The sequence below is a fragment of the Arenibacter sp. S6351L genome, assembly GCF_023016025.1.
Classification (GTDB): domain Bacteria; phylum Bacteroidota; class Bacteroidia; order Flavobacteriales; family Flavobacteriaceae; genus Arenibacter; species Arenibacter algicola_B.
Genome location: NZ_JALKBB010000024.1, coordinates 34,423 through 60,092, shown reverse-complemented (window position 1 = coordinate 60,092; position 25,670 = coordinate 34,423). Strand labels below are relative to the sequence as shown.

At 37.6% G+C, this 25,670-nt stretch carries 23 protein-coding genes; 15 read left to right on the top strand and 8 right to left on the bottom strand.

Annotation, left to right across the window (positions count from 1 at the left end):
- Positions 1 to 265 precede the first annotated feature (265 nt).
- The 6 genes from MWU82_RS17595 to MWU82_RS17570 all read left to right on the top strand — a co-directional run bounded on the left by MWU82_RS17595 (position 266) and on the right by MWU82_RS17570 (position 7,494).
- Entirely contained in the window at positions 266 to 2,032 is a 1,767-nt protein-coding gene (locus MWU82_RS17595) for a Na/Pi symporter (protein WP_247097425.1), read from the top strand.
- Between the two features lie 198 nt (positions 2,033 to 2,230).
- A complete protein-coding gene (gene map / locus MWU82_RS17590; protein ID WP_247097424.1) occupies positions 2,231 to 2,995 on the top strand; it encodes a type I methionyl aminopeptidase in 765 nt (254 codons plus the stop codon).
- Positions 2,996 to 3,133: 138 nt separating this feature from the next.
- Positions 3,134 to 4,186, top strand: a complete 1,053-nt coding sequence (locus MWU82_RS17585; RefSeq protein ID WP_247097423.1) for a glycosylase — start codon at positions 3,134 to 3,136, stop codon at positions 4,184 to 4,186.
- Positions 4,187 to 4,299: 113 nt separating this feature from the next.
- Complete coding sequence (locus MWU82_RS17580; RefSeq protein WP_247097422.1) at positions 4,300 to 5,547, top strand: VCBS repeat-containing protein; 1,248 nt, start codon at positions 4,300 to 4,302, stop codon at positions 5,545 to 5,547.
- Between the two features lie 48 nt (positions 5,548 to 5,595).
- Positions 5,596 to 6,873, top strand: a complete 1,278-nt coding sequence (locus MWU82_RS17575; RefSeq protein ID WP_247097421.1) for an APC family permease — start codon at positions 5,596 to 5,598, stop codon at positions 6,871 to 6,873.
- Positions 6,874 to 7,494: a MarC family protein gene (locus MWU82_RS17570; RefSeq protein ID WP_215948929.1), complete on the top strand. Its 621-nt coding sequence runs from the start codon at positions 6,874 to 6,876 to the stop codon at positions 7,492 to 7,494. It begins immediately after the preceding gene.
- Positions 7,495 to 7,792: 298 nt separating this feature from the next.
- Here the strand turns inward: MWU82_RS17570 and MWU82_RS17565 are convergent, their stop codons facing one another.
- A complete protein-coding gene (locus MWU82_RS17565) occupies positions 7,793 to 8,167 on the bottom strand; it encodes a group 1 truncated hemoglobin (RefSeq protein WP_215948928.1) in 375 nt (124 codons plus the stop codon).
- A 125-nt stretch (positions 8,168 to 8,292) separates the two neighbouring features.
- Positions 8,293 to 9,384 (bottom strand): nickel-binding protein, encoded by a 1,092-nt coding sequence (locus tag MWU82_RS17560; protein WP_247097420.1) that lies wholly within the window; start codon positions 9,382 to 9,384, stop codon positions 8,293 to 8,295.
- A gap of 313 nt (positions 9,385 to 9,697) precedes the next feature.
- On the opposite strand from MWU82_RS17560, the gene MWU82_RS17555 reads away from it, so the two are divergent.
- On the top strand, positions 9,698 to 10,426 hold the full coding sequence (locus tag MWU82_RS17555) for an MBL fold metallo-hydrolase (RefSeq protein WP_247097419.1): 729 nt from the start codon (positions 9,698 to 9,700) through the stop codon (positions 10,424 to 10,426).
- A 457-nt stretch (positions 10,427 to 10,883) separates the two neighbouring features.
- On the opposite strand, the gene MWU82_RS17550 is transcribed toward MWU82_RS17555, so the two are convergent.
- Positions 10,884 to 12,194: an integrin alpha gene (locus MWU82_RS17550; RefSeq protein ID WP_247097418.1), complete on the bottom strand. Its 1,311-nt coding sequence runs from the start codon at positions 12,192 to 12,194 to the stop codon at positions 10,884 to 10,886.
- Positions 12,195 to 12,480: 286 nt separating this feature from the next.
- Between MWU82_RS17550 and MWU82_RS17545 the strand changes: the two genes are divergently transcribed.
- The 5 genes from MWU82_RS17545 to MWU82_RS17525 all read left to right on the top strand — a co-directional run bounded on the left by MWU82_RS17545 (position 12,481) and on the right by MWU82_RS17525 (position 16,002).
- Positions 12,481 to 13,251: a glucose 1-dehydrogenase gene (locus MWU82_RS17545; RefSeq protein ID WP_247097417.1), complete on the top strand. Its 771-nt coding sequence runs from the start codon at positions 12,481 to 12,483 to the stop codon at positions 13,249 to 13,251.
- A gap of 124 nt (positions 13,252 to 13,375) precedes the next feature.
- Entirely contained in the window at positions 13,376 to 13,810 is a 435-nt protein-coding gene (locus MWU82_RS17540) for an RbsD/FucU family protein (RefSeq protein WP_215948923.1), read from the top strand.
- A 104-nt stretch (positions 13,811 to 13,914) separates the two neighbouring features.
- Complete coding sequence (locus MWU82_RS17535; protein WP_247097414.1) at positions 13,915 to 14,472, top strand: DUF1572 family protein; 558 nt, start codon at positions 13,915 to 13,917, stop codon at positions 14,470 to 14,472.
- Between the two features lie 51 nt (positions 14,473 to 14,523).
- The gene (locus MWU82_RS17530; RefSeq protein ID WP_247097413.1) at positions 14,524 to 15,270 is read left to right on the top strand and encodes a carbon-nitrogen hydrolase family protein; all 747 of its coding nucleotides are present in this window, start codon (positions 14,524 to 14,526) and stop codon (positions 15,268 to 15,270) included.
- A 303-nt stretch (positions 15,271 to 15,573) separates the two neighbouring features.
- On the top strand, positions 15,574 to 16,002 hold the full coding sequence (locus tag MWU82_RS17525) for a DUF1801 domain-containing protein (protein WP_215948920.1): 429 nt from the start codon (positions 15,574 to 15,576) through the stop codon (positions 16,000 to 16,002).
- 235 nt (positions 16,003 to 16,237) lie between these two features.
- Here the strand turns inward: MWU82_RS17525 and MWU82_RS17520 are convergent, their stop codons facing one another.
- The 4 genes from MWU82_RS17520 to MWU82_RS17505 all read right to left on the bottom strand — a co-directional run bounded on the left by MWU82_RS17520 (position 16,238) and on the right by MWU82_RS17505 (position 21,088).
- A complete protein-coding gene (locus MWU82_RS17520) occupies positions 16,238 to 17,467 on the bottom strand; it encodes an amino acid permease (RefSeq protein ID WP_247097411.1) in 1,230 nt (409 codons plus the stop codon).
- A gap of 189 nt (positions 17,468 to 17,656) precedes the next feature.
- Complete coding sequence (locus MWU82_RS17515; protein ID WP_247097409.1) at positions 17,657 to 18,925, bottom strand: cation:proton antiporter; 1,269 nt, start codon at positions 18,923 to 18,925, stop codon at positions 17,657 to 17,659.
- Positions 18,926 to 19,205: 280 nt separating this feature from the next.
- Positions 19,206 to 20,030 carry a universal stress protein gene (locus MWU82_RS17510; RefSeq protein WP_215948917.1) on the bottom strand — a complete coding sequence of 275 codons (825 nt, stop codon included), beginning with the start codon at positions 20,028 to 20,030 and terminating at the stop codon, positions 19,206 to 19,208.
- Between the two features lie 221 nt (positions 20,031 to 20,251).
- The gene (locus tag MWU82_RS17505; protein WP_247097407.1) at positions 20,252 to 21,088 is read right to left on the bottom strand and encodes a universal stress protein; all 837 of its coding nucleotides are present in this window, start codon (positions 21,086 to 21,088) and stop codon (positions 20,252 to 20,254) included.
- A 442-nt stretch (positions 21,089 to 21,530) separates the two neighbouring features.
- Here MWU82_RS17505 and MWU82_RS17500 point away from each other — a divergent pair, with 442 nt between their 5' ends.
- Entirely contained in the window at positions 21,531 to 22,061 is a 531-nt protein-coding gene (locus tag MWU82_RS17500) for a TlpA disulfide reductase family protein (protein WP_215948915.1), read from the top strand.
- Between the two features lie 2 nt (positions 22,062 to 22,063).
- The gene (locus MWU82_RS17495; protein WP_247097406.1) at positions 22,064 to 22,744 is read left to right on the top strand and encodes a thioredoxin family protein; all 681 of its coding nucleotides are present in this window, start codon (positions 22,064 to 22,066) and stop codon (positions 22,742 to 22,744) included.
- A gap of 77 nt (positions 22,745 to 22,821) precedes the next feature.
- Here the strand turns inward: MWU82_RS17495 and MWU82_RS17490 are convergent, their stop codons facing one another.
- On the bottom strand, positions 22,822 to 23,490 hold the full coding sequence (locus tag MWU82_RS17490) for a class I SAM-dependent methyltransferase (RefSeq protein WP_247097405.1): 669 nt from the start codon (positions 23,488 to 23,490) through the stop codon (positions 22,822 to 22,824).
- A gap of 352 nt (positions 23,491 to 23,842) precedes the next feature.
- On the opposite strand from MWU82_RS17490, the gene MWU82_RS17485 reads away from it, so the two are divergent.
- Complete coding sequence (locus MWU82_RS17485) at positions 23,843 to 25,657, top strand: exo-alpha-sialidase (RefSeq protein WP_247097404.1); 1,815 nt, start codon at positions 23,843 to 23,845, stop codon at positions 25,655 to 25,657.
- The last annotated feature ends 13 nt before the right edge of the window (positions 25,658 to 25,670 follow it).

Sequence of the window (25,670 nt, the reverse complement as noted above, 5' to 3'; positions counted from 1 at the left end):
CGGAACGGCAGATTTTACAACCTTTCAACTTTGCTCTGGACGGACACAGATAATCCAGCCCGCTAGAATAACTTTGTCGGGCTGTTCTGAATAGCTAATGTCTGTGCTTATCCTAAAAACAATAACATAAATTCCGTAATCCACATTTAAGCCGGACCTTTCTCGGGAAGCATATAATTGCATAAATGATGTTATAAAAGATGTAGGCTGAAATTATTTCCTATTTTTAAATTATTAATCAAAGCAAAACTCAAAAAAAGGCAAATTGAAAAAAATATTATTAATCAGTAGTCTAATTTTGTTGGGGATGTTACTGTTTATGAACCCGACAGTAAAAGAGATTGCAGCAGGTATAGCAATCTTACTCTTTGGTATGATCATGTTGGAAGAAGGGTTTCACTCCTTTGTTTCTGGTCCCCTTCAGGCCCTACTCAAAAAATCTACCGATAAGTTGTACAAGAGTATAGGCTTGGGATTTTTGAGTACTGCAATCCTGCAATCCAGTTCATTGATTTCTGTAATTCTCATTTCTTTTATTAGTGCCGGTCTTATTGAACTTAGGGCTGGAATTGGGATAATTTTTGGTTCAAATATTGGAACAACAGCAACAACCTGGCTGGTATCTACGTTGGGCCTAAAAATAGATATTGCTGGTCTTGCTATGCCTATGCTGGCATTCGGGATTGTCTTGGTATTGCAAAAACCCAAAAAACTAAAAGGAATTGGCCAGATCTTGGCCGGTCTCGGATTTTTCTTCATGGGAATCTATTTCATGAAAAATGGTTTTGATGTCTATAAGGACAATATCAACCTTGCCGACTTTGCCATTCCTGGAGTAATGGGCCTACTAATATATACTTTTATTGGGGTGTTGATAACCATGATATTGCAATCAAGTAGCGCCACCATGGCCCTTATACTTACAGCATTGGCTGTCGGTCAGATTACCTATACCAACTCATTGGCACTGTCTATTGGAGCAAACGTGGGCACTACTATAACTGCTATAATTGGTTCTCTCGGTTCCAATACTTCCGGGAAAAGGCTTGCGGGTGCACACTTTATATTCAATATCGTAACCGGATTGATTGCATTGGTATTTATTGGCTATTTGGGGCAACTGGTAGATATAATTTCTGAGTGGGTGGGTATAGCCCAATCCAATTACACTTTTAAACTGTCCGTATTTCATAGTATATTCAATGTCCTAGGAGTCATCATAATGATACCATTGATCAACCCATTGATCAATATTTTGCACAGGGTATTCAAGTCTACCGATGAAGAAGATATCATAGAACAACCTCAGTTTTTGGATGAAAATGCGTTGGCTTATCCTCAAACTGCATTGCTTGCTCTGCGTAATGAAACCAAGCGTTTATTTGAGAAAGCCGCTTTCACTATAATACCCCATGGTATGAATATTCACCGGACCGATCTTTTTGGAGAAGAGAAAATTAAGGAGGTTATAAAAAAATCGAGAAAGGAGATTGAAGTGAACATTGAAGAGTTGTACCTGCGTAAGATAAAGACCATTTACAGCAAAATCATTGAGTTTACCACCTTGGCGCAATCCCGCTCTTCCGTTTCTCCGGAATTGACCAAACAATTTGCACAAATTAAATTGGCCAGCAGAAACATTGTGGAGGCCATCAAGGCCTTAGAAGAAATAAGAAAAAACATGAACGTATATCTTTTTTCTGAAGATATTCGTATCCAGTATGAATATGATCTATTGAGACAGAAAATTTCCAAAATCCTTAGAGAATTATATTTATTACAAAAAAGCACTGAGCCAACCCTGCACCTGAAGAAACTGAAAAAATTAAAATCACAAGCAGAAAAGAGCGACATCCTGTTGGATGGAACGCTGGATCAATTGATCAAGGAAAGTAAAATTCCCAGTAATGTGGTTAGCTCTTTGGTCAACGACAGCCATATTGTAGCCTTAATTTCAAAAAAGTTGATTGAAGCCGGTGAATTAATCTATATTAACCAAGACACTATGGATCTCAATGAAGTTAATACCTGATATTAATAATTTAAGACTAAATGGAACCATTGTAAACGAGCCGGACGAGAATAATATGTAAATTGTTCATACTGGCAGGCCATCTAGGCCCAGCTGGTAGGTAATTAAAATAAGACGTTAAAATTTGGCAGCGCATATGATAAAAGTTCCAAGCTAAATACGCAGATATAACTAATGTAGTTAAATAAAAAAAATAATATGTCCATAACAAAAGAATCAGAATTAATCGGAATGAAAAAAATTAGTGAAGTTGTAGGAACTACACTAAAATTAATGAGAGAATACGCTAAAGTAGGAATGTCAACCAAAGAACTTGATGAATACGGAGCTAATATTTTAAAAAGTTATGGAGCTAAATCTGCACCTTACGAAACTTATGGATTTCCTGGTTACTCTTGTATAAGTGTTAATAAAGAAGCCGCTCACGGAATACCATCAGAGAAAAAAATATTGAAAGAAGGAGATTTAATTAATATTGATGTATCCGCAGAACTAAATGGTTTTTGGTCTGATAATGGAGGTTCTTTTGTACTTGGAAAAGACATTCATCATTACCAACCACTTGTAGATGCTTCTAAAAACATTTTACGCAAAGCAATAAACAATATCAAAGGCGGAGTAAAAATTTCTGAAATTGGATATTTAATAGAAACAGAAGCTAAAAAATCTGGATTTAAAGTCATAAAAAATTTGGCTGGTCACGGAGTTGGTGGAAGTTTACACGAAGAGCCTGAAAATATTTTGAACTATAGGGTAAGAAGTAACAGAGAACGATTTAAGAAAAATACAACTGTAGCAATAGAGACTTTTATTTCAACACACTCCACTGTTGCTGTAGAATTGAATGATGGTTGGACTTTAGTAGGAAACAAAGGTGGATATGTAACCCAACACGAACAGACCATACTAGTAACCGATAACTATCCGATCATTTTAACAGAATCCAATGAAATTTGGAATTAAATAACTGGCTACAACAATGCCTATAAGTAACCTTCCCGCCTGTATAACAAAGTTGGGCAGGTACCGTGCAGTACCCCTACCCTACGCTTAGTTAACCGTTATGGTAAATCAACATAAGGAGAAATAAATATATTTAGAATGAAGAATATTTTATTACTGGTAGCAATAGCTGCAATATCGTTAGTCGGTTGTCATCAGAAAGGCAACTCATTAAACAAGGTGGTACCTCAGGAAGAAATGGAAAAAATTTTCAATGAGATTAAAACTCCTTATAAATATGGTGTTGTTGTTAAACATCCTGATACCACAAAAATGGTTGACAGTCCAACCATCTTTCGGAAAAACGATATCTGGTATATGACTTATATTGTTTTTGATGGTCAAGGATATGAAACTTGGTTATCGGAAAGTGACGATTTGCTAAATTGGAAATCGAAAGGAAAAATATTGTCGTTTACAGAAAACACATGGGATGCCAACCAAAAAGCTGGCTACGTATCACTTGTTAAAACCGATTGGGGTGGTGATTATACCGTAGAGAAATATCAAGATAAATACTGGATGACCTACTTGGGTGGAAATACAGCCGGATACGAATCAGGCACATTAAAAATTGGCTTGGCAAATTCCACCACAATAACAGAAGCTGAGGAATGGAATACGAATAATTCTCCTCTTTTGTCGCCTGAAAATGAAGATGCTCGTTGGTTTGATGATAAAACTATCTACAAAAGTTTGGTCATTCGTGATAGTAACAAGCACACAGGGCATCCCTTTGTTATGTATTATAACGCCAAGGGAGATACTGCTAATTATGAAAGTATTGCCATGGCTGTATCTGATGACATGCATACCTGGAAACGATATGGAGAAAATCCTGTTATTACAAGAGGAAAAGGCATTTGTGGCGATGCACAGATTGCAAAAATCGGTGATATTTACGTAATGTTCTATTTTGGAGCATTCTGGAAACCTGGAGCTTTTGAAAGGTTTGCCTGCTCTTACGATTTAATAAATTGGACAGATTGGGGAGGAGAAGACTTGTTAGCTTCTTCAGAAGATTATGATAAAAAGTATGCCCATAAACCCTGGGTAATAAAATGGAATGGCGTTGTTTACCACTTTTACAATGCCGTAGGTACCAGTGGTAGAGTTATTGCATTAGCGACATCAAAGGATTTAGCAATATAACTTGCCATAATACAGTGCACAAAACATGGCTAATAAAGGCTAAACTTAAACTTGTGTAAACTATGTGCCATAGCGAACATATGTAGTAACGAATTTAATATTTATATGAAAATATGGGCAGGCTTTTTCTTTTCTTGTTTTTAGCAACTTTTACCACTTTGTCTCTACAGGCACAAAACAACATTTGGGATAGGCATGTGATTGATTCTACATTGAGCGGGGCTGACGGAGTACGATTAGCCGACGTAAATAATGATAACTTGATGGATATTACTACTGGCTGGGAAGAAGGTGGTTATACTAAGGTTTATGTTCATCCAGGATACAATTTGGTAAAGGAAAAATGGCCATCAGTTATTGTAGGTAAGACTCCTGATGTTGAAGATGCCGTTTTTGTTGACCTTGACAATGATGGAAGAACTGATGTGGTCAGTAGCACAGAAGGGGGAAATAGAAAAATTTATTTCAGCTGGGCTCCTACTAATCCTCATGACTATCTGGATTCCTCAAAATGGAATACCCAGACTCTCCCTGCGTCTGATGGTCTCATGCAATGGATGTTTGCAATCCCTGCTCAAATAGATGGAAAAAATGGAACTGATTTAGTGGTTGGTTCTAAAAACAAAGCAGCAAAAATCGGTTGGTTTCAAGCACCAAAAAATACTAGAAATCTTTCTGACTGGAAATGGTATCCGATTGGTTCCGCAACATGGACTATGTCCATTCTTATAAGAGATATGGATAATGACGGGGATATGGATGTAGTTACCTCCGATCGCAAACCTGGTGTAACCAATGGGGTTCGATGGTTGGAGAATCCTGGCAAAATCGAAAATCAAAAACAAGAGTGGCATGATCATTTTATTGGAGGTAAGGATTTAGAAGTTATGTTCATGGACATGGCCGATATTGACGGAGACGGACTTGAAGATGCCATTGTTACGGAATATACCAACCAAAAGATTGTTTATATGAAGCGGTTGAACAAAAATGGTTTAAAATGGAAGAGTTATCATATTGATATTCCAAAAATCACAGGAAGAGCAAAGGCAGTCAAAGTTGGAGATATTGATGGGGATGGAAAGCTTGATCTTGTGCACACCACAAATACATTGAAGAATCCTAATAAATCAGGAATATATTGGATATCGTATAGGGATAATCCAAGTGATCCTATGTGGGATTGGCATAAACTCAGTGGCCCAAAGGGTATTAAATTTGATAGGATCGAACTACTGGATTTAGATGGCGATGGTGACTTGGATGTTCTCACTTGTGAGGAAAACTATGGAGCGGAGAGTCAAGGTTTAGGAGTAATTTGGTACGAAAATCCATTTAATAAAGTAACTGTCAATAGGTAAGACGCATTTTATCAAGATCGATGGCCACAATTTGAAAAACCCTATAATATGAATAAAAAAATAGGTTTAATAGAAGCTATTTCAATCGGAATTGGAGGAATGGTCGGTGGTGGAATTTTTGCAGTCCTTGGGCTTGCTGTATCACTGGCCAAAGGCGGAACACCAATAGCCTTTTTATTCGCTGGTATTTTAGCATTGATTACTTCTTACAGTTATATAAAGCTATCAAAAAAGTATCCTGACAGAGGCGGAACCGTTAAATTCATCAATCAAGGTTTCGGAAAAACTATCTTTAGTGGCGGAATTAATAATCTGTTGTGGATAAGCTATATTATTATGCTTTCACTTTATGCTTCGGCATTTGGGTCTTATGCCCCAAACTTATTAGAATTAATGCACGACAAAATAATTGATTCACACATTTATGCAAGTGCAATTATTGTTTTAGCTACCGCTATTAATTATTATAGTATTGCTGTTGTTGGCAAAATAGAATCTTACGCAGTAATTATTAAATTGGTGATTCTAATTTCCTTTGTTTTTATTGGTGCCTATGGTCTAATTGGTAATCCAAATATAGCTCAACTTGCAGTCACAAATTGGGAAGCACCAATCAAGTTATTTGCTGGCGGAATGGTTATTTTCGTTGCCTACGAAGGATTTGAACTAATTGCAAACGCAGCACCTGATATAGTTAATCCTGAAAAGAATATTCCAAGAGCGTATTACTATTCTGTAATTTTCGTAATTGTGCTATATATCATTATTGCTTTGGTAACTGTAGGATCACTTCCTTTTGGGGAAATTGCCACTGCGCAAGACTATGTTTTGGCAGAAGCGGCAAAACCTATGTTAGGGAAAATTGGTTTTTCTATAATTACAATTGCTGCCTTAATTTCAACTTTTTCCGCAATTAACGCATCTCTTTATGGAGGCAGTAAAGTAAATTATGAAATTGCTGAGGACGATGAACTACCACATCACTTTTTAGCAAAACTTTGGAATAAACCCATAGGATTAATGGTTACAGCAGTAGCTACATTAATTTTAGTAAACATACTTCAATTAGAAAGCATATCAACCGCAGGAAGTGTTGGCTTTTTACTCATTTTTGGTGTAGTCAATCTTGTTGGATATCGATTATCCAAGGAAACAGATAGTAATAGGATAATTCCATTGTTAGGTTTTGTTTTATGTATCATTGCCTCAGTAATCTTAATTAATCAACAATACACTTCAAATGCTATTGGTGTTATTATTGCACTGGCAATTATTGTATTTTGCTTTACAGTAGAGTGGATTTATAAAAAGACGGAAAAGAAATAAATGGATAATATAATAACGTTTTCAATTACTGTTTTTACTGGCTTTTTTGCAATTATGAATCCTATTTCAAATATGCCAATATTCATAACATTGGTTGAAGGAGCAGATAAAAAAACAAAACAAAGAATAAACTTAAAAGCAGTAATAATTGCTTTCATTATTGTTTCCGTATTTGTCATTTTAGGGAAATTTATCTTTGAATTATTCGGAATAACAATACCTGCATTTAAAATAACTGGAGGTATTTTAATATTCTTTGTAGGTTTTGAAATGTTACAATCAAAAAAATCAAACGTTAAACACTTAGAGAAAGTCAACATTGATGAAAACATAGCAGTCTCGCCTTTAGCGATTCCGATATTAGCTGGCCCAGGAACTATTGTTACGGCAATGAATTTTGTTTCCCATGCCTCATATGTACACATAGCTTTAGTAATACTTGTTTTCGGAATTATGTGTTTGTTAACCTACATAACCTTTAGCTTAAGCGATTTAATTGCTAAAAAAATAGGAGAAAATGTAATTTCTGTAATTGGTAAATTAATGGGATTGATAATTGCAATTATCGGAACAAATATGATTATAGAAGGAATCAAAATATCATTTGACTTGGTAAAATAAAAAGGCAACAAACGCGATATAAAAATATGCCCAACAACCTGTATAAAACATAGTACTAGCCATTGCCAACACTAAGGTTCGATAATTTTTGAGAGGTCATCAAATTTTTTAAATTTGGCTAATTGAGAAAAAAAGATTCTTAGTGAAATCTAATAATTGGGCTTGTGTTTATCCAAAACGAAACTGCCTGTTTTCTGCACTACGTTTCACAACCGGGACCGTTGGCATGCATTTTATAAAAATGGGAAAGGCCTAAAGGTGATTACCTTTATAGCTTTAATTATCTGCAGCTAAAGATTTACCTACCTATTATCATGGCTTTTAATGACCAAAGGATTTCAAGTACATCTTTTTTAGTTTGGGCATTTTTTCCATGTTTATCAAGTACCATGAAAATATCATCCATCGTTTCCATATATTCTGCAGCACTTATGTTCATTCCCCTGTGGGTTGTTTCCATATCCCTACCGGTATAAACCTGCGGTCCACCACTTCCTGTTGTAAAGAAATTGACAGTATGCGTTTTAATCTTTGCCAAATTTTCTGGCTGCTCTAAATAGGGAGTAAACCGGGCGGAAATTACTGGATTGTTCATGTGTGCCTCAACCACATCATCTACAATTTTTACAATACCTTTTTCTGCACCTAATCGTTCAAATAATGACTCTGACATAATTTTGGATTTATTTAATAATTTCAATAACACCAAAAGTATCTTTTACCTTAAAGCCATACTAGTGCTATTAATCCAAAAGAATGTAAATTTTGACCAAAATAGCATTTTGCCAGTGCTGGTTTTTATGAGTGAAAGGCGGTCATGTATTCTTTGGGAGATATTCCATACATTTTGCGAAAACACTTTGAAAAATAGGAGGAGCTGGAAAAGCCACATAAAAAACCCGTTTCGGATACGGTGTTCATCCCACTATTCAGTTTATCCAATGATTTTTCCAACCTATACTTATTCAAGTATGCGTTTGGTGAAAGTCCTAACAAACCCAAACTATTTCTATAAGCTTGAGACCTACTGTATCCAAGGCTGGAGGCAAATGCATCAATTCTCAATTCAGAGCGTGAAAAATTGGACTCCAGAAAATCAAAGAGCTTATTAAAGAAAACCATCTCAACGGCACTAATCTTGACCATTTGTATTGAATTGAGATCGGTATCCGATTGCTCGTTCTTATACATTTCCTGAACCATAGGTGAAACAGAAAATCCTCTTCCCATTTCACATAACCTCCTTGAGGTCTGTATGGTATCTTCAAATATAGATTTGTTGCCCTCCACAGGTTGTCCAGCATCCAAACCTATACTCAAACTGAGTTGAGGATATACCTTTCCCAATTTCTCTTGAAGTGCTAAACCACAATGAACAGCATGTTGGACAGTTGTTAATGAGATTAGTAGGTTGCGGCTATCTTGCCGTACAAGTGTTCCTTGCATAGCCTTGACCACTTTGATGATCTTATGCGTATAGTCACTTATGGACGATGCTAAACCACTATCTAGATTATTGTTTAACCGCCCGATTTGTATTCGAACAGATAGTAAAAAACGAAATGCGGATTCGCCAATGACGTTCAGTTCTGCCCCAGGCTTAACATCAGGATCTTCCATTCTTCCAAGAAACGATTCAACAAGACTTGCATCTACCTCAATAATTGAATGAGATAACTCACCGTGTGCATGATTGTGCATTTTGTTTACAGATTCTGCATTGGGAGCTTCCACTAAACAGAATGCGGTTTTTCGTTTATTATCAAACCAATATGTTAATCCTCGGCAATTGTACTTATGTTGAACCTTTAGGTCTTCCAAATGTAACCGTGCAACACTTTCAGCAGTTACTTCTTTAGATACATCATGACGATCCATGTAAATGGGCATAGGTATTTATTTTAATGAACAATATAAGTATATTAGGTTTGTTTTTATTTGATTATCCTGTAAAATAGAATAAATTGAAAAAACGATATGAAAACACTGTGTATAACTAACCCGCCCCCACCCTAATCGTTACCTGCACAATTTTGTTATTAAGGCCGGTGGACGGGTTGCTTTTTTTTCGCCTTCTTGGAAAATCCTCCACTCCCAAAAGCGTAACAGGAAGGGTTTTCCGCAGATTCGTTTTCTTTTGCTAACTTAGTTATTGCCAAGGCAAATAGCCATAAACGAACATGTTGTTGGTAATTAAAACAGAATGGAAATAACAACTAAAACTGATATAACCTGGTTTCCTAATTCCTGGATTCGATTGCGGATCAACAAAAAAGTAATCTATTTTGACCCCGCCTATTTAAAGACGTATTTTTCAAAATATCCCGATAAAACAGAGTACTCAAAATGGCCTGACCCAATTGACGGAATGCCGAACGGACTTGAGAAAGCGGATTTTATATTTATAACTCATCACCACAAAGACCACTGCAAAAGAGTAACGGTAGACCGACTGATAAAACAGGATACGAAAATTTTTGCCCCTAAAAGTTGTTTTAAGGAACTTGGAGATAGAATCAACCTTGTGAAGCCAAATGGCACCCTCCAAATTAATGTCGGCATCTCCGTAACCGTTTTGAATGCCTATAATACCCAACATGGAACTTCAACAATAAAACAACATAAAAAGGGACAAGGTGTTGGCTATATTTTTAGAATTAACGGATTATCCTTTTATCATTTGGGCGACACGGACTTTTTAGTAGAAATGGAATTATTGAAAGACATTGACGTGGCATTTATTCCAATTGGCGGTAAATTCACTATGAACATTGACGAGGCAGTAAAGACAGCCATAACGATTAATCCGAAAATTGTTGTCCCTATCCATAATCTTGGTAAAAGTTTTAGCGAATTTGAAAATAAGCTGAAAGTCAAAGGGGTAAATATCAAGTGTATCATTCCGACAATTGGACAAGTAATCAAAATATGAAAGACAAACTTTGAATGGCAATAATTCATAACTGCCTCACCTTTCCCTGAACCCTCTTATGCCTAAGGTCTATTAGGGCAAGATTTAAGACGTTGGATTTTATAGACAAGCACAGCGGAATGGCTCTATGTAAAATACGGATTTACAAAACTACCTAAACCAGAAATCTATATGGAAAAATATAATCCCAATGTCTACCTAAATAAAGAGAAACCTTAAACCAACAATGAATAACCGCAATTTATTGCACTGTTCTCTTAACTCGGAACGGCCGATTAAACTTTCCTTCAACTACACTCAGGCAGTTAGGAACTCGGAATTGGTAACGTCAGTCCCAACCAATAATTATTGCATATTAACCGGCAAATAATGGTTATTCGAGACCGTTATCTTTTAACTGATCAAAAATTTAACCAATACAAACATCTTTTTTTAATCAAAAAGAATAATATTTATTTTACTGCGGTCTAAAAAACAGGGTATAAAGTGTACCTGTACCACCAGCTCCACCTCCAAAATTTATCGCAACTGAACCATCACCCTTTAAATCTCCAACACAAGAGATTGAACGTGAAAATCGTTCCTCTGAATCCAAAGTTAAATTAAAACCGCCCTCAGTATTATTAATTCTTGAGAATGATTTAACTGTCTTGTCCGCATTCAAATACAGTACATAAGCCCAACCTTCATTTTGTTGATTCGCTCCTGTGATCAAGTCCATAATGCCATCTCCATCGATATCTACTGAAGCACACATGGCGTGTCCAAAATTTGCGCCATAAGTTCCATTAGGGTTCAGTTCATCAGTAAGTTCATCGGTAAACCCATTCAAACCTTCGGCAATTTTAATTTTGGATTCTACATTAAAAGTTGATGCGTTTAATGAAAGTATCCAAATTGCTCCCTTACCCCCGTCGGACATAAAAGCACCTACAGCCAATTCTTTATTTCCATCATTATCGATATCACCAAGCATGGCCACTTCCCTACCTCCAAATTGGTCGCCATCTTCAAGTCCGACTCCGAAACCTCCTTGCGTTGAACTTATGGTAACCGTATTTGCATACATTACTTGTGATGCTGTATTTAAAAATAAGATATCAATTGCACCTCTTTGTGTTCCACCATCATCAGACCCAGGATTACAGGCTACTAAATCTATACGATTATCTCCATTAATATCTCCAATAGCTGTTAAACCATTTGCGATTATGTTCTGATTTTTTACATAATCTTTAACTGTGCCATCAGCATTAAGATGAATAATATATAGTGCATTATTTGGTGGTACAGGAGAGGAGACGGCAATATCAGGGATCCCGTCTGCATCGTAATCACCTATACCCGCAACACCATAACCAAAAAAGTTTCCTGCATTTAGGGTTTCATTAAAACCACCTTCAAGCATCGATATTTTTTGATTGTTTTGAACAGTTCCATCACTATTCATAAATAAAATATAAACGGCTCCTGCATCAACGCCTCCATCATCGTCTGAACGTGCACCAACTACAATATCGATTACACCATCTCCATTAACATCTCCAATTTTATCGTGGTCTCTACCAAATCTATCCCCACTTTCCAAACTTGCAATTAAACCGCCCGAACCATTTTCAATTTTCACCAAACCTTCCGCTTCATAGGGTAAAATTGGAGTGTTCATAATTTCGTCGTCTATGCCATCCGCTGACTTATTACTACAACTATAAAGTATTGATAATATTAAATGGATTCCTACAAGCAGTTTGAGGTTTTTTAAATGCATTTTCATTAATTAAATGGTGACTAATTTTAAATTGGACTTTTATTAATATGAAAGGTTTAGTTTGGGGCCATTATAAACTGAAAACTTATTACTTAATCAAAAAATCCACCCACACCCAAAGACATGGCAATTAGGGCCTCCAGGCCAAAATCATAGCCTTGACAATGACTACAATAGGAAAATGCGTAACTTGTTATATTATATTTGTAAAAGTAAAAGTACCTTGTCCAAAAAGGACAAGTATTAATTTCACGACAACTATCAACGCTATTGATTTAGGAACAATATGAAAAACAATAATAAATTAACCGGAAAAAATGTTCTCATCACTGCTGGAGCTCAAGGAATTGGCGAATCAATCTCCAGACACTTTATTGATAGTGGAGCCAATGTTGCCATCCACTATTTTTCCAGTGCCGATACCGCGGACCAATTAACGGAATATGCAATTGGTAAAGGACAAAAGGCGGTTGCTATAAGTGGTGACCTAACAAAGGAGGCCGATGCGAATGCATTGGTGGAAAAAACAGTAAAAGCGTTTGGTGGTCTGGACATACTGATCAATAATGCAGGTTCACTTGTTGCCCGTAAAATGCTGAGCGAAATGGAGGCCGAATTCTGGCACAAAGTAATGGACATAAACCTTACCTCTATGATGTTCGTGACACGAGCTGCGGCTCCTTTTCTAGCCAAAAATGACAATAGTAGTATTGTTAATTTGGCCTCACTTGCCGGGCGTAAAGGAGGTCACCCGGGATCATTGGCTTATTCTACCAGCAAAGGTGCTATCCTTACATTTACGCGGGCACTCTCAGCCGAATTGGGACCTCAAGGTACTCGGGCCAACGCGGTGGCTCCAGGTCTTATCCTTGGTACTTCATTTCACAACACTCATACGACAAAAGAATCAGCGGCTGCAACAACGGCAGGTATTCCAATCCAACGAGCCGGTAACGCAGATGACGTGGCGCGGGCAGTATTATTTCTGGCCTCCGAATACGACGGCTTTATTACCGGTGCTACCCTGGACATCAATGGCGGCGTCTACAATATGTAGTTCCTCCTTGATTTGACTAGACTAAACACTAAACCAAATGCACCTAATCGCTAAAAAACAGAAAATACTGGGAGCCAAATAACACCCAGTGTTTTAATATTAATTTTTTTTCAAGGATAAGTTTATGTTAAAGACTCCGGTAATACATCCTACAATCATGGAAGTGCTTGCGCGATCAGGGCATTTTGCACAAGTTGTTATTGCAGACGGAAATTTACCGGTCGGTGCCATGACAGGTCCAAACTCCACCACTGTACACCTCAACTTTCGCCCAGGACTATTGGATGCGCTCACGGTGCTTGAAGGTATTCTGGAAGTCTGCCCTGTTCAAGGTGCTATCGTCATGGAAAAGCCTGCAGAAGCAAGCGCCGAAATACACGATGCTTATAAAAAAATATTGGGTGATGTAAGTTGGGAAAGCATGGAACGCTGGGCTTTCTACGATAAAATCAGGGAACCTGCCACCACATTGATTATTCAAACAGGGGAACAACGCCGCTTTGCCAATTTGATCCTTATTGTTGGTGTCGTAAAAATGGCAGAGGAAAACAACTTTTAGTAAATTAAAGGTCATTATAATTGAGCATCTAGGTACTTCATTTAATGGAAAAGGAATTAAATCATTTAAATAAAGTACCGGGTAGCCAATTTGAATAAAATATTATGAAAATTGAATATCTAAATAGCGTAAGGAAGCAATTTGAATATTATAAATCCCTTGGAGAGCGAACCTTTGAACAACTAAACGAAAAAGACCTCTTTTGGAATTATAATGAAGAGTCCAATTCCATTGCAATTACGGTGAACCATCTTTGGGGAAATATGAAATCGCGCTGGACAAATTTTTTAACCACCGACGGAGAAAAAGAATGGCGAAATCGTGATTCGGAATTTGAATCCGAAATAAAATCAGAAGTTGAACTTATATCCAAGTGGAATGATGCTTGGAATTGCCTGTTTGAGGCACTAGCCTCTATTAATAAAGAAAATTTTGACACCAAGGTTTATATCAGGAACCAAGAGCATTCAATAATCGAGGCGATAAATAGACAATTGGCCCATTATTCCTATCATATAGGACAAATAGCTTATATAGGCAAAATGATCAAAGGAAGTGAATGGAAAAGTTTGACGATTCCAAAAGGTAGATCAACAGAATTTAACCAAGAGAAATTTTCAAAAGGCAAGCACAAAGGACATTTCTCGGACGACATAGGTTAAAATCAAAAAAGGCACTTCAATTGGAATATTAATTTCAAAAAAGCAAATACGATGAAAATTTGTATTGCACAGACAAAATCGGAAAAAGGAAATATAAAGGCCAATATTCAAAACCATTTGAGATGGATAGAACTTGCCGTTTCCGAAAAAACCGACTTGATTGTTTTTCCGGAATTATCCTTGTTAAGTTACGAACCGGAACTTGCAAAGGATTTTGCGACCGACCAAAATGATGTGAGATTGGACGTGTTTCAAGAAATTAGCGATACGGACAACATTGCCATTGGAGTTGGTGTACCTACCCTATCGGAATCCGGAATTTTAATAAGTTTGATTATTTTTCAACCTAACCTTCCACGGCAAACCTACTCCAAACAAATACTGCATCCGGACGAAAAGCCATATTTCGTTGAAGGAAGCGAACAGACTATTTTGACCATAAAAAACACGAAAATTGCCCTTGCCATTTGTTACGAATCCTTACAGCCTCAACACGCTAAAAATGCTCGGGAAATGGGGGCTGATGTATATTTGGCCAGTGTGGCGAAATCACAGGCCGGAATAGAAAAAGCATATGCGTACTATCCAAACATTGGGAACCAATATTCAATACCAGTATTAATGGCCAATTGTATAGGGTATTGTGATAATTACCTAAGTGTCGGACAAACATCAATATGGGACGCTAACGGAATTTCAATACGACAACTCGATAGCCAAAGCGAGGGCTTACTAATCTATGATACTGTTTCAAAAACAACCCATAGGGTGAAAGAAGGGAAAGGCAGCAATGTCTAATAGTGTCGGAGAAAGAACATGAAAATCCTAGAAGGTTAAGAGTAATTTATGGCAACGTATATACCAATAGAGGTTCTTTGAAAAGGGGAATAATTTTCTTAATCGTAAATAATACGGTCATCGCCAAAACAGGTTTACAACAGTAAATACTACATCGCACTTTTGCATTTTTGACCAATGCAGCATAACTGTATTGTAGAAAAACGTCTTATTTAATATATGCGGACAAAACCGTAACTTACTTCCAAATTAGTGTTAGGCATTAGGCGTTGGCAACCTGTAAAAAAGAAATAAACGAATGAAATGGGGAACCTGAAAGTGATCACCGACCCAAAAGTAGCTGCGGTCTTTGCAAATTATCCCGACTTTGTTAGGGATAAAATGCAATTGTTACGAGAATTGGTCATTGAAGCAGCGGAAGAAACCGATGGGCTTTATAAATTGGAAGAAACGTTGAAATGGGGAGAACCAAGTTTTGTAACCAAAGATGGTAGTACCCTGCGAATGGACTGGAAAGAAAAAGCACCGGACCAGTACGCCATGTATTTTCATTGCTCAACTAGATTGGTAGATACATTTAGGTTGGTTTTCAACCACAAGTTTCAATACGAAGGTAAACGGGCCATAGTATTTCAATTAAATCAGAAAATCCCAAAGGTGGAATTGAAGGAATGTATTAAAGCTGCATTGACCTACCATAAAGTAAAGGAATTGATTACGTTGGGAATTTGAGTAATGTGGTAGAAACTAGATTCAGTAATCTCCGTATATCAAACACCTCTATATTTAATAATGCTAATCTTATAAGGCAGTCCAGTCGTTTTGGACAATTATAGCTTAAAATAAATGAGATCTCGCTAGATAGCTGCCGGGAGCACCTGCTTTGTGGGCTGGCTCGGCCGAACAACATTAACCCTAACAGCTCTTAATTACTAAAAATTAACTGAACTCAGGTTATTTAGGTAACTTACACTTCGGCCAGTATCTTATAAACAAGAAAAACAATACATAGTAGAGCAGCAAACAATGGCAGTAAAAACTTCCGATTCCCCCAACATTTCTTCTTCCCGTAATCGTTAACAGCCAACTTGGTCTGCGATAGATTTACCATTACAAAAACACTTATAACTACGTAGCTGGTAGTATTGGCCAGTTCAACAATAGGAACAAAAATAGCTAGTACAACAATACCAATGCCTATGGCAATAGTGGCCAGTATAGGAGTACGGTACTTCTTATGTACCTTATGAAACAATTTGGGTGCGTTGTTCTGTCCGGCCATTCCGTAAAGGACCCTGGAGCCCATTATTAACTGCGCCAATACTCCATTTAGAACGGCAACCAAACTAATTAGACTTATAATATAGGCATAATGTGGGCCCTTATTCGCTACTATTTCCGCCATAGGTGCATTGGTAGTAGAAAGTTCGTTCAGTGGCAAGGCAATCACAGCGACTACAGCGACGGCAATATACAGGAACAAGGCAATGAACAAACTGCCCATTATAGCTATAGGCATGCTCTTTTTCGGGTCTTTGGCCTCCTCGGCAACATTTGCCAAATCTTCAAACCCAACAAAGGCATAGAAGGCCAAGAACGCGCCCTGAAACACAGCGAATATATCATAACCAGGTGCCGTAATGAACATTTGGGAAAACTGCGATGTGAATTTCTCCATATCTATGCCGGCCACAAAAATGACAAATAGTAGCCCCCCAACCTCGATAAGGGTTATTATACCGATCACATTTAAAGATTCCCCTATACCCCATATGGCAAGTAAACTTAGTAGTGTCATGCTAACAATGATGACAATAGCATCAGGGAATTCTATAAACACATCCAAGTAGCCTACAAATCCTTTGAGAATGGCAGCAGCGGAAATAAACCCTGTAAATATTACGCCCCACCCCACCAAAGAGGCCAATCGTTTTGAATTGAATGCCTTATTCACATAGATTATCTCCCCACCACTTTTCGGAAACCGCGGAGCAAGAAGGGAATAGGAATATGCGGTCAATCCTGCCAAAACCCCGGCAAGGAGGAAAGAAAGAGGGGCCAATGTTCCAGAATATCCTGCTACTTTGCCCACCAATACATAAATACCTGCTCCAAGCATGGTCCCAACACCGTAAAGCAGTATTTGCATTGTACCCAGTTGTTTCTTTAGCCCTACCTCTTCCTTTTCTTCGTTCATACCTTAAAGTTTTGCTATTAATTCAAGCTATTGTTAGGTTTGAACCATAGTGGAGTTGGTTTTACACCATAGCCCAGGTCAATAGCCCTTATTAATTGTAAATCAACATTCGCCTGACTATTGACAACCTTTCTGAGTTAAAAATTTGTATTCTCCTACCCTAAAGTTGTAAAACAATTCCTTAATTTTCTAACTGGGATTCACTTCACTTTTCCCAATCCCTAAGCGACGTGATTGGATTCCAATTAGGGGGCCAGCGAGAATTGAGGACAGAAGCGCTGAAAATACGATAGCCACAAATATTGCCTGTCCAATGAGTTCTAGTTCAATGGCGAGTGTAGCAACTACAATCTCCATAGCGCCTCCCGGAATAAAGATAAGGCCCATTAAAATAGATGTTTGTTGGGTTTGTTTGCCCAATCTTGCCCCTAACCAGGCACCTATAAATTTTCCCAAAATAGCAACTATACAGAATATAACCGTTGGCCATAGTTCCAGTCCGGCCAAGAAGTCGATTTTAATCCCAAGTGTTGCAAAAAAGAGGGGTACAAAAATAGCGTGCAAGGTATCGGAGACACTATTGCGAAGATCCTCTGTTACCCTTTTGGCACTTCCCGCCATGGTACCGGCAAGAAAGAATCCCAGAATGGCATGTATTCCCATCCACTGAGTGATGGCTCCACAAAGCAAACCAACACTTACAATCAGGGTCTGTGCTGCTGCGGGCTGTGGTAATGAAGTAGCTTGGACACGCTTTAACGCAAAGTTTAAAACTTTGGCCCCAATGGCAATACTTATAATGATAAAGGCAATTACAAGCAATGCCCTACCACCCAGATCCATGACACTCATTGTATGGGCCGTTACCAATGACATCACCACGGTAAACAATAACCATCCAAAAATGTCATTGATAGCACAGGCAGAAAGGGCTAGGGACGCTTGCGGCGTTTTACTAATTCCAAGATCGCCCAAGGCACGTGCCACAACGGAGATGGCCGTGATAGAACAGGCTACCGACAAAAACAGGGGAAATGTGATTCCCGTAGCTGCCTCACCCCAATAAATAGGGTCATATGCGCTAAAAATTGGATAGCCAATGGCGATGGGAAATAGCACTCCAACAATACCGATGAAAATGGATGCACGACCACTTCGGAGCGCATGCCCTACATTTACATGAAACCCAGAAGATAGTAAAAGAAAAAAGACCCCCAGCCAAGAAACCGTTTCCAGCATTATGTATTGGGGTTCGCTATCAGGAAAAAGCATGTTCTGCAAGTCTGGAGATACCCGTCCAAGAAGGGTTGGCCCCAAAATAACACCGGCTAGAATTTCACCTGCCAAGGCCGGTATCTTTAAGGATTCACAGATAACACCAAGGGTTCGTGCAACCCCAAGCAGCACAAGGATCTGCACAATAAAAAGTAGGATGTGGCTTTCGTTTAGGTAATGCATGTCAATATTTTATTCTATTGGACTCTAATTACGATAAAGTAAGCGTCATCGACCTTTGAAATTCGCGGATCCCCAACACCGTGTTTTTAGAAGTCGAATTATCCCATAATATGTAATTTTGATGCTTTTCTATACAATAGAGCTGGCCTTCTGAGGGTACTTAAACCAGCCTTGACCGGTTTCCGTACCATACTACCCCTTAACTATACCTTTCTATTCCCTGAACTAGCCAAAAACAGTAATACTATTTAGTACTGGAACAGATAGTATTCTTCTAGGGTTATGACTCCTTTTGAAAAGTAAAAAGGGGTATTCTAGTTTGAAATGCCGTGTTTTGGGTGACACTCTTTTGAAATACCTTTTCTATAAAGTTGGTATGGTGGGTAAACATGATTACCATATCCGCGTCAACGTCGGCAACAAATTTATTAATGCCCAATACAACGGAGTTGATTTTTAGTTCGGTCATTTTTATTTTTTGATAAGAAAAATCCTTTATCAAACTCTTTTCTTTTTGTTGCAGATCCCCTTCAAAACCTTCATCGTCCTTATCGATATGAAGAATTTGAATCCATGCATCCATTAATTTTGCAAATGGAATAATTAAATCAAGCTCTTTCTCAAGATTGTAAAAGTCACTGGAATATACAATATTATTGACACCCTTATAGCGTGCAAATTCAGGAATGGTGAGAACAGGGATGCTACTGTTTTCTATTATACCAGCCGCATTACTTCCGAAGAGAATCTTTTTTAGACCACTGGCACCTTTGGTTCCAATACATACAATATCGATATCATTTTTCAAGGCAGCCGTTTCAACATATTTTCCTATGGACGTGCCAGAGGTAATTTCATAGCTTATATCAATACTGTGGCTAATATCTTTTTTAATAGACGCCAAAAGTTCCTTCATCGCCCTTTCGGAACTAGTTTTTATAGCCTCTTGAAGTTTATTGGAACCCACTCTGGCCCTTGAAGGCGCACTAGTGTCTATTACGTGAAGTAAAAAAAGTTTTACCTCCAGGTCCTTGCCCATATCTACAGCATACTTGATAGCTACTTTGGATAATTCTGAAAAATCTGTTGGAATTAAAATTCTCATAAAAAACTGTTTTAGGTTTGAACTCTAAAAATATCCAACTATTGGCTAAAATAATATGATATTGGTCATCCCTAGTAATAACCTATCGAATACCTTCTTTGTAAACAGTCCTTTTACCTACGTGCATTAGTACTTCTTTATAAAATGTTGTAGTCTTTTTAATGAACTCCACGTATGCAGTTGAAGGCTTCCTGTTGGCTTCCATTGTAGTGCTTAAATCCTCATCTTTTAAAGTCGTGTAAAGCCAGAACCGGAATAGTAGTGTAATACCCAAGGTTTTTTACCATTGGCCGTGACAAAATCATACCAAAAAAACTGTGCCTCCTATTCATAAATGCAACCATATCACTATCACTACTATGTATATATGCATTGATCGCTGATTGCACATCCTTGTCATTTATAGTGTGGAATGAGTAGTCCAATCCTTCAAAATAATCTTTTAAGAGGTTTTGATTATTGATCTGATGATCATCTATTATTTCATCCTTAGGAAGGACAATTAACACTTTTATTGATGATTTGGAAATTTTTGCTATATCGACGAGGTATTGAAATTCCTGTCTTTTAAAGGTAGTCCTATAATCCGTTGGAAAAACAATTTCCTTTATTTTTGTATAGGTAGTTTTTGACGGTATGGCAAGTACCGGACAGTTTCTAATTTCTTCCATGGCAAGAACGGTTTGGCTCCCATAGATATCCATTCTAGAATCCGTAGCTCCCTTAGTGCCCATAACCACTAAATCTATACCCTCCTTGTCCACTATGGTTTTCATTATGTCTATGAGATAACCACATTCTGATACTGTGTGGAATTTATGGTCAGTAGGCTTATCAGCAGTTACCCATTCACGAACAATTTGCAAGCCGCCGAGTGATTTTTTTTTGGATTCCTCCAAACCATTGGTAAAGGTAAGTTCCATGGTATAGCCTTCAACATGATAAGTATTGAGAATATAAAAAACACAAGTTTCATTCTTGAAGAGTGCAATTGCATAATTAATTGCATTTTGGGCATTTCTGGAAAAATCTGTAGGACAAAGTATTCTTCGTGTCATAATTGAACTTGTATGCTCAAATATATTTTATTTAAAACGGCACAGCAATGATATTTATCAGATAAGTGTCCGGATCCAGTTCTCTGTACATGGACCCAGCGAAGTGCTGTTCACTTTTCTATAATACTTTAAGTAATGCGGAAAATTTGGACGGATTTTCCTGAATCGTAAACCGGGACCATGGCAACCAAGCCACTGCATAGGGTAAAACCTAAATGTTGCCAATGCCTCGATCAATTACCAAAGCCTTCGCTAATATCTTATGATTTAAGTTTAGCAAATAAACCTCCCTCCTACCACTTGGTTTGGCTTTGGACAGTTAGAAAATAGAGAGTATAATTTCACAGCATTGGAGATAAAAAAAACTTCAAGGCAGGCTAAACCTTTGCTATTTTTAATAGTCTAAAATTATAAATGAAAAACTTGACGATATTTATTTAAGATGAAGTTACAAAAGAGTATCCTTCTTTTAGCCGTTTCCTTTCTTCCCCTATGCTATGGATTTATTACAGAAAATTCAGAATTGGAATCGACCTATTTGTCTAGCAATGAAGATATCCCTATTTACAATTTTGAATCCTTAAAACCTCTTTTAAATACCAATTCCGATAAGGTCCATATAGTTAATTTTTGGGCCATGTGGTGCGCTCCTTGTGTAAAAGAATTACCTATACTTAAGGAGTATGAAGCCAATAATCCAAATGTGGAGATTCTATTGGTAAGTCTTGATTTTCCCGAAAATATCGAAACCAAACTAAAACCATTTTTAAAGAAAAAGGGGATTACATCTAAAGTTGTGTTGTTGGATGACCCCGATGCCAACAGTTGGATAGACAAGATAGACCCAAATTGGTCTGGAGCAATACCCTTTACCATTATATTCAATAACAAAAATCGCTCCTATCACGAACGCGCTTTTGCAAATCTTCAAGATTTAGAAAACGAAATAAATAAAACTATAAAAGACAATTAACTATGAAAACGAACAATGTATTTTTTACGGCAATACTTATGGCGAGCAGTTTCCTTATAACTGTTGGCTCCTACGCCCAAGACAGAAAAGGTCCACCTCGTGGCGGCGGGCATAATCCTGAACAAACCAAGACCTTGGAAGAAATTGGAGGTTATAAAATTGGAGATGTTGCCACTGATTTTAAACTTAAAAATGTAAATGGAAATATGTTTTCCTTATCCGACATAAAAAATGCCAAAGGATACATAGTAGTTTTTACTTGCAATGAGTGCCCTTTCGCTAAAATGTATGAGAATCGTTTAATTGCCCTGCACAATGAATATGCTCCCAAAGGATATTCTGTAATAGCCATCAACCCCAACGTAAGTGAATCCAACCAAAATGAAAGTTATGGGGCAATGCAAAAAAGGGCCAAGGAAAAAGGGTTTACATTTGTTTATTTGGCAGATGAAGGACAAAAAATAGCACCGCAATATGGTGCTGTAAGAACACCACACGTGTTTATATTGGACAAAGAACGCAAGGTACAATATATAGGCACTATTGATGATAATGCCCGATCTGCTGAAGATGTAAAGGTAAAATATGTTGAAAATGCCATTAAAGCTTTGGAAAAGGACGAAAAACCAAATCCCAGCTTTACCAAGGCTATTGGATGTCCGGTAAAGCTTGCCAACAATTAACCAGAACACTCTGCACTAAAGGTGCAGAGTGTTTTGGTTGGGCCACCTACCTTGTACATCAACAAGATTTAATACTATTATATTTTATAAAGCGTAGTCACTATTACCCCTTTACCATCATTTAAAACATGGGATAATAATGGTTTTTTTTCCTTTACTTTTAAATTAAATGGTGGGGCCAATAAGTTTAGACCGCTTTGCTTTTTTAACCTAATTCCCTGTCCAGAAATAATATCCTTATTGGGTACAAAATCCCCTTCAGGTAAATGTTCCGTTAAAACAACATATTTATAATTGTACAACTTGCCCACTACACCTTGTACTTCCTCATTGGATAAATGTTGAAGCACTTGTCTCAATATAGCACAATCCCCAGAAGGCAACTCATCAAGTGCGATATCCAAACAATGGAACTCCAAATTATCTGCCTTATATTTTTCCCTATTACGGGCTATAAGCCCTGTAACTATATCTATGGCTATGTACTTCCTGGTATGCCCTACCAATTCCTTTCCAACATTAAAATCCCCACAACCTAAATCGCATACGGTTAAGGGTTCTTTAAACGAGCTCAAGAACAATGTTAGTACAGCTATATAAGGGTTTACTATTTCTGGGTGATGTGACCCTGCGCCGGAATAAAAATCAGATTCGTTTCCGCCCCACAGGTTCATTTCATAAACCTGTTCCATAGCCGCTTTGGTGGGCCAAGGCTTCTTTGTTCTTTTTATTCTATTTTCTTTCATTCTCCATAAACACTCTAGTTGGCACTGCAAACTACAAAATCAGCTTAATATCCATTCCAATGTATTTTTACTTTTCCATGCATTTTGCTAATCAAGTAATGGTAAAAGTAATTAATTGGTATTTGCTATCTTAGATTCAAAATATTTGTCCGGTCACCACGTTGTAACCAGCGCTTTGAAGGTTTAAACAATCTAAGAGTAAACTTGGATGGTAAAAACCCTGAACAAATTGAATAAAATAAATGATTAATCTTTATACATACCAATGAAAGCTGGATACCCAACTACAATTTTAAATTTAGCTACTCTAGTGAAAATAATAGCCATAAACTGTGTTATTTTCCTAATTATAATGTCTTGTCAAATTTCGAAAGCCCAAACAGGCAGTGAAAACGAACCTATACGCTACATTGGCGGCACACATATTGACCCCTTTACCCACGAAGCGGGCTTAAGATATGCCATTGGTGTCGAAAATATTCAAACCTTTCGAGCAAACCGTACACATCCAGAGTTAAGTGATGGATATGGATGGACATATAGTCATGCGTCCAACCTAGCCTATTGGAATGGTCAATTCTACCAACAATATATTAGTGGTGAAGCCGATGAGCATAGATCACCCGTGCAAACAATGTTGATTACTTCCAAGAATGGAAAAGACTGGAGTTTTCCCAAAGTGATTTTTCCTCCTTACAAAGCTCAGGAAGGAGTTAAAATCCCGGAGGGATCAACGGGTTATATGATGCATCAGCGAATGGGCTTTTATGTTGCACCCAATGGCCGATTGCTGACCTTGGCTTTTTATGGTCACACGGAAGATCCGTTCCGGGAAAATGGTATAGGGCGTGTAGTACGCGAAATTTATAAAGATGGGAGCTTGGGTCCCATCTATTTTATAAGGTATGATAGCCAAACAAATTGGAATGAATCCAACACCTCATATCCATTCTTTAAAAAATCAACAGATAAAGGATTTTTAGAAGCTTGCGATTCTCTTTTGAAAGATAAATTAATGACCCTACAATGGTTTGAAGAGGATAATGGCGTTGATGGTTTTTACACCTTCAACAATTCTGAACAGGCTTTTAATTGGCATGTAAGGAAAGATGGAAAGATAGTGGGACTTTTTAAACACTCCTTTGCATCACTTTCCAACGATGGGGGTATTACCTTTTCAGACCCTGTGAAAGTAAATTCTTTAGTCATGTCCGGAGGTAAAATGTGGGGGCAAAGAACAGAAGATGACAGATATGCAATTTCATATAACCCTGTAGATCAATCGGAGTATCGTTTTCCCATGGCAATTATAAGTAGTGATGACGGTATTCTCTATGATGATCTGCTGCTCGTTCAAGGAGAAGTTCCTGCCAGGCGATTCTATGGCATATGGAAAGATTTCGGCCCCTGTTATATGCGAGGCATTACGCCAGGTAATGGAAACCCTCCAGGTACGGACATGTGGATGACCTACAGCATGAATAAAGAGGATATGTGGGTATCCCGTATTCCTACACCTATTAAATACAAAGTGGACGAAGACATTACCAATGACTTTGAAAATATGGACATCATTGGACATATTACAGATTGGAACATTTATTCGCCAATCTGGGCAAAAGCAAGTTTGATCAAAGAAGACAACGGCAATCAATGTTTGCAAATGAAGGACATGGACCCATATGATTATTGCAGGGCGATACGTGTTTTTGAAGAAAGCAAAGTAGTTACAGCAAGTTTTAAGTTGAAAGTTAAAGCAATGGATACTACCCAGTTCGATATTGACATTACTGACCGTTATGGCAACAGACCTGTACAAATATCATTTGACACGGATGGTTATATTAAGGCTGCAAATGGGGCTAAAATGATGTCTTTACTGAAGTTCGAGGTCAATAAATGGTATTCCTGCAAAATAAATTATGACAGCCGTGGCTTGGGTTCCTATTCCCTTACTATCAATGATAAGCCAGTAGCAGATAATTTAGCTGCAGTAGTGGCTGTAAAATCTGCTGAAAGAATTTCATTTAGAACGGGGGCTTATCGCGATATACCAAGCAGGAAGACTCCCAACGAACTGGAAATGCCACCCTTAAAGGGTGCCGATGAAAAACAAAAGCTTTCGAGTTATTTAATTGATGATGTATTTATTAAACAAATTTTTTAACGTACTATTTTCA

Coding starts and splice junctions, on each gene's coding strand:
- map (WP_247097424.1), top strand. CDS start 2,231: ATGTCCATAACAAAAGAATCAGAATTAATCGGAATGAAAAAAATTAGT.
- MWU82_RS17585 (WP_247097423.1), top strand. CDS start 3,134: ATGAAGAATATTTTATTACTGGTAGCAATAGCTGCAATATCGTTAGTC.
- MWU82_RS17580 (WP_247097422.1), top strand. CDS start 4,300: ATGGGCAGGCTTTTTCTTTTCTTGTTTTTAGCAACTTTTACCACTTTG.
- MWU82_RS17575 (WP_247097421.1), top strand. CDS start 5,596: ATGAATAAAAAAATAGGTTTAATAGAAGCTATTTCAATCGGAATTGGA.
- MWU82_RS17570 (WP_215948929.1), top strand. CDS start 6,874: ATGGATAATATAATAACGTTTTCAATTACTGTTTTTACTGGCTTTTTT.
- MWU82_RS17565 (WP_215948928.1), bottom strand. CDS start 8,167: ATGTCAGAGTCATTATTTGAACGATTAGGTGCAGAAAAAGGTATTGTA.
- MWU82_RS17560 (WP_247097420.1), bottom strand. CDS start 9,384: ATGCCCATTTACATGGATCGTCATGATGTATCTAAAGAAGTAACTGCT.
- MWU82_RS17555 (WP_247097419.1), top strand. CDS start 9,698: ATGGAAATAACAACTAAAACTGATATAACCTGGTTTCCTAATTCCTGG.
- MWU82_RS17550 (WP_247097418.1), bottom strand. CDS start 12,194: ATGCATTTAAAAAACCTCAAACTGCTTGTAGGAATCCATTTAATATTA.
- MWU82_RS17545 (WP_247097417.1), top strand. CDS start 12,481: ATGAAAAACAATAATAAATTAACCGGAAAAAATGTTCTCATCACTGCT.
- MWU82_RS17540 (WP_215948923.1), top strand. CDS start 13,376: ATGTTAAAGACTCCGGTAATACATCCTACAATCATGGAAGTGCTTGCG.
- MWU82_RS17535 (WP_247097414.1), top strand. CDS start 13,915: ATGAAAATTGAATATCTAAATAGCGTAAGGAAGCAATTTGAATATTAT.
- MWU82_RS17530 (WP_247097413.1), top strand. CDS start 14,524: ATGAAAATTTGTATTGCACAGACAAAATCGGAAAAAGGAAATATAAAG.
- MWU82_RS17525 (WP_215948920.1), top strand. CDS start 15,574: ATGGGGAACCTGAAAGTGATCACCGACCCAAAAGTAGCTGCGGTCTTT.
- MWU82_RS17520 (WP_247097411.1), bottom strand. CDS start 17,467: ATGAACGAAGAAAAGGAAGAGGTAGGGCTAAAGAAACAACTGGGTACA.
- MWU82_RS17515 (WP_247097409.1), bottom strand. CDS start 18,925: ATGCATTACCTAAACGAAAGCCACATCCTACTTTTTATTGTGCAGATC.
- MWU82_RS17510 (WP_215948917.1), bottom strand. CDS start 20,030: ATGAGAATTTTAATTCCAACAGATTTTTCAGAATTATCCAAAGTAGCT.
- MWU82_RS17505 (WP_247097407.1), bottom strand. CDS start 21,088: ATGACACGAAGAATACTTTGTCCTACAGATTTTTCCAGAAATGCCCAA.
- MWU82_RS17500 (WP_215948915.1), top strand. CDS start 21,531: ATGAAGTTACAAAAGAGTATCCTTCTTTTAGCCGTTTCCTTTCTTCCC.
- MWU82_RS17495 (WP_247097406.1), top strand. CDS start 22,064: ATGAAAACGAACAATGTATTTTTTACGGCAATACTTATGGCGAGCAGT.
- MWU82_RS17490 (WP_247097405.1), bottom strand. CDS start 23,490: ATGAAAGAAAATAGAATAAAAAGAACAAAGAAGCCTTGGCCCACCAAA.
- MWU82_RS17485 (WP_247097404.1), top strand. CDS start 23,843: ATGTCTTGTCAAATTTCGAAAGCCCAAACAGGCAGTGAAAACGAACCT.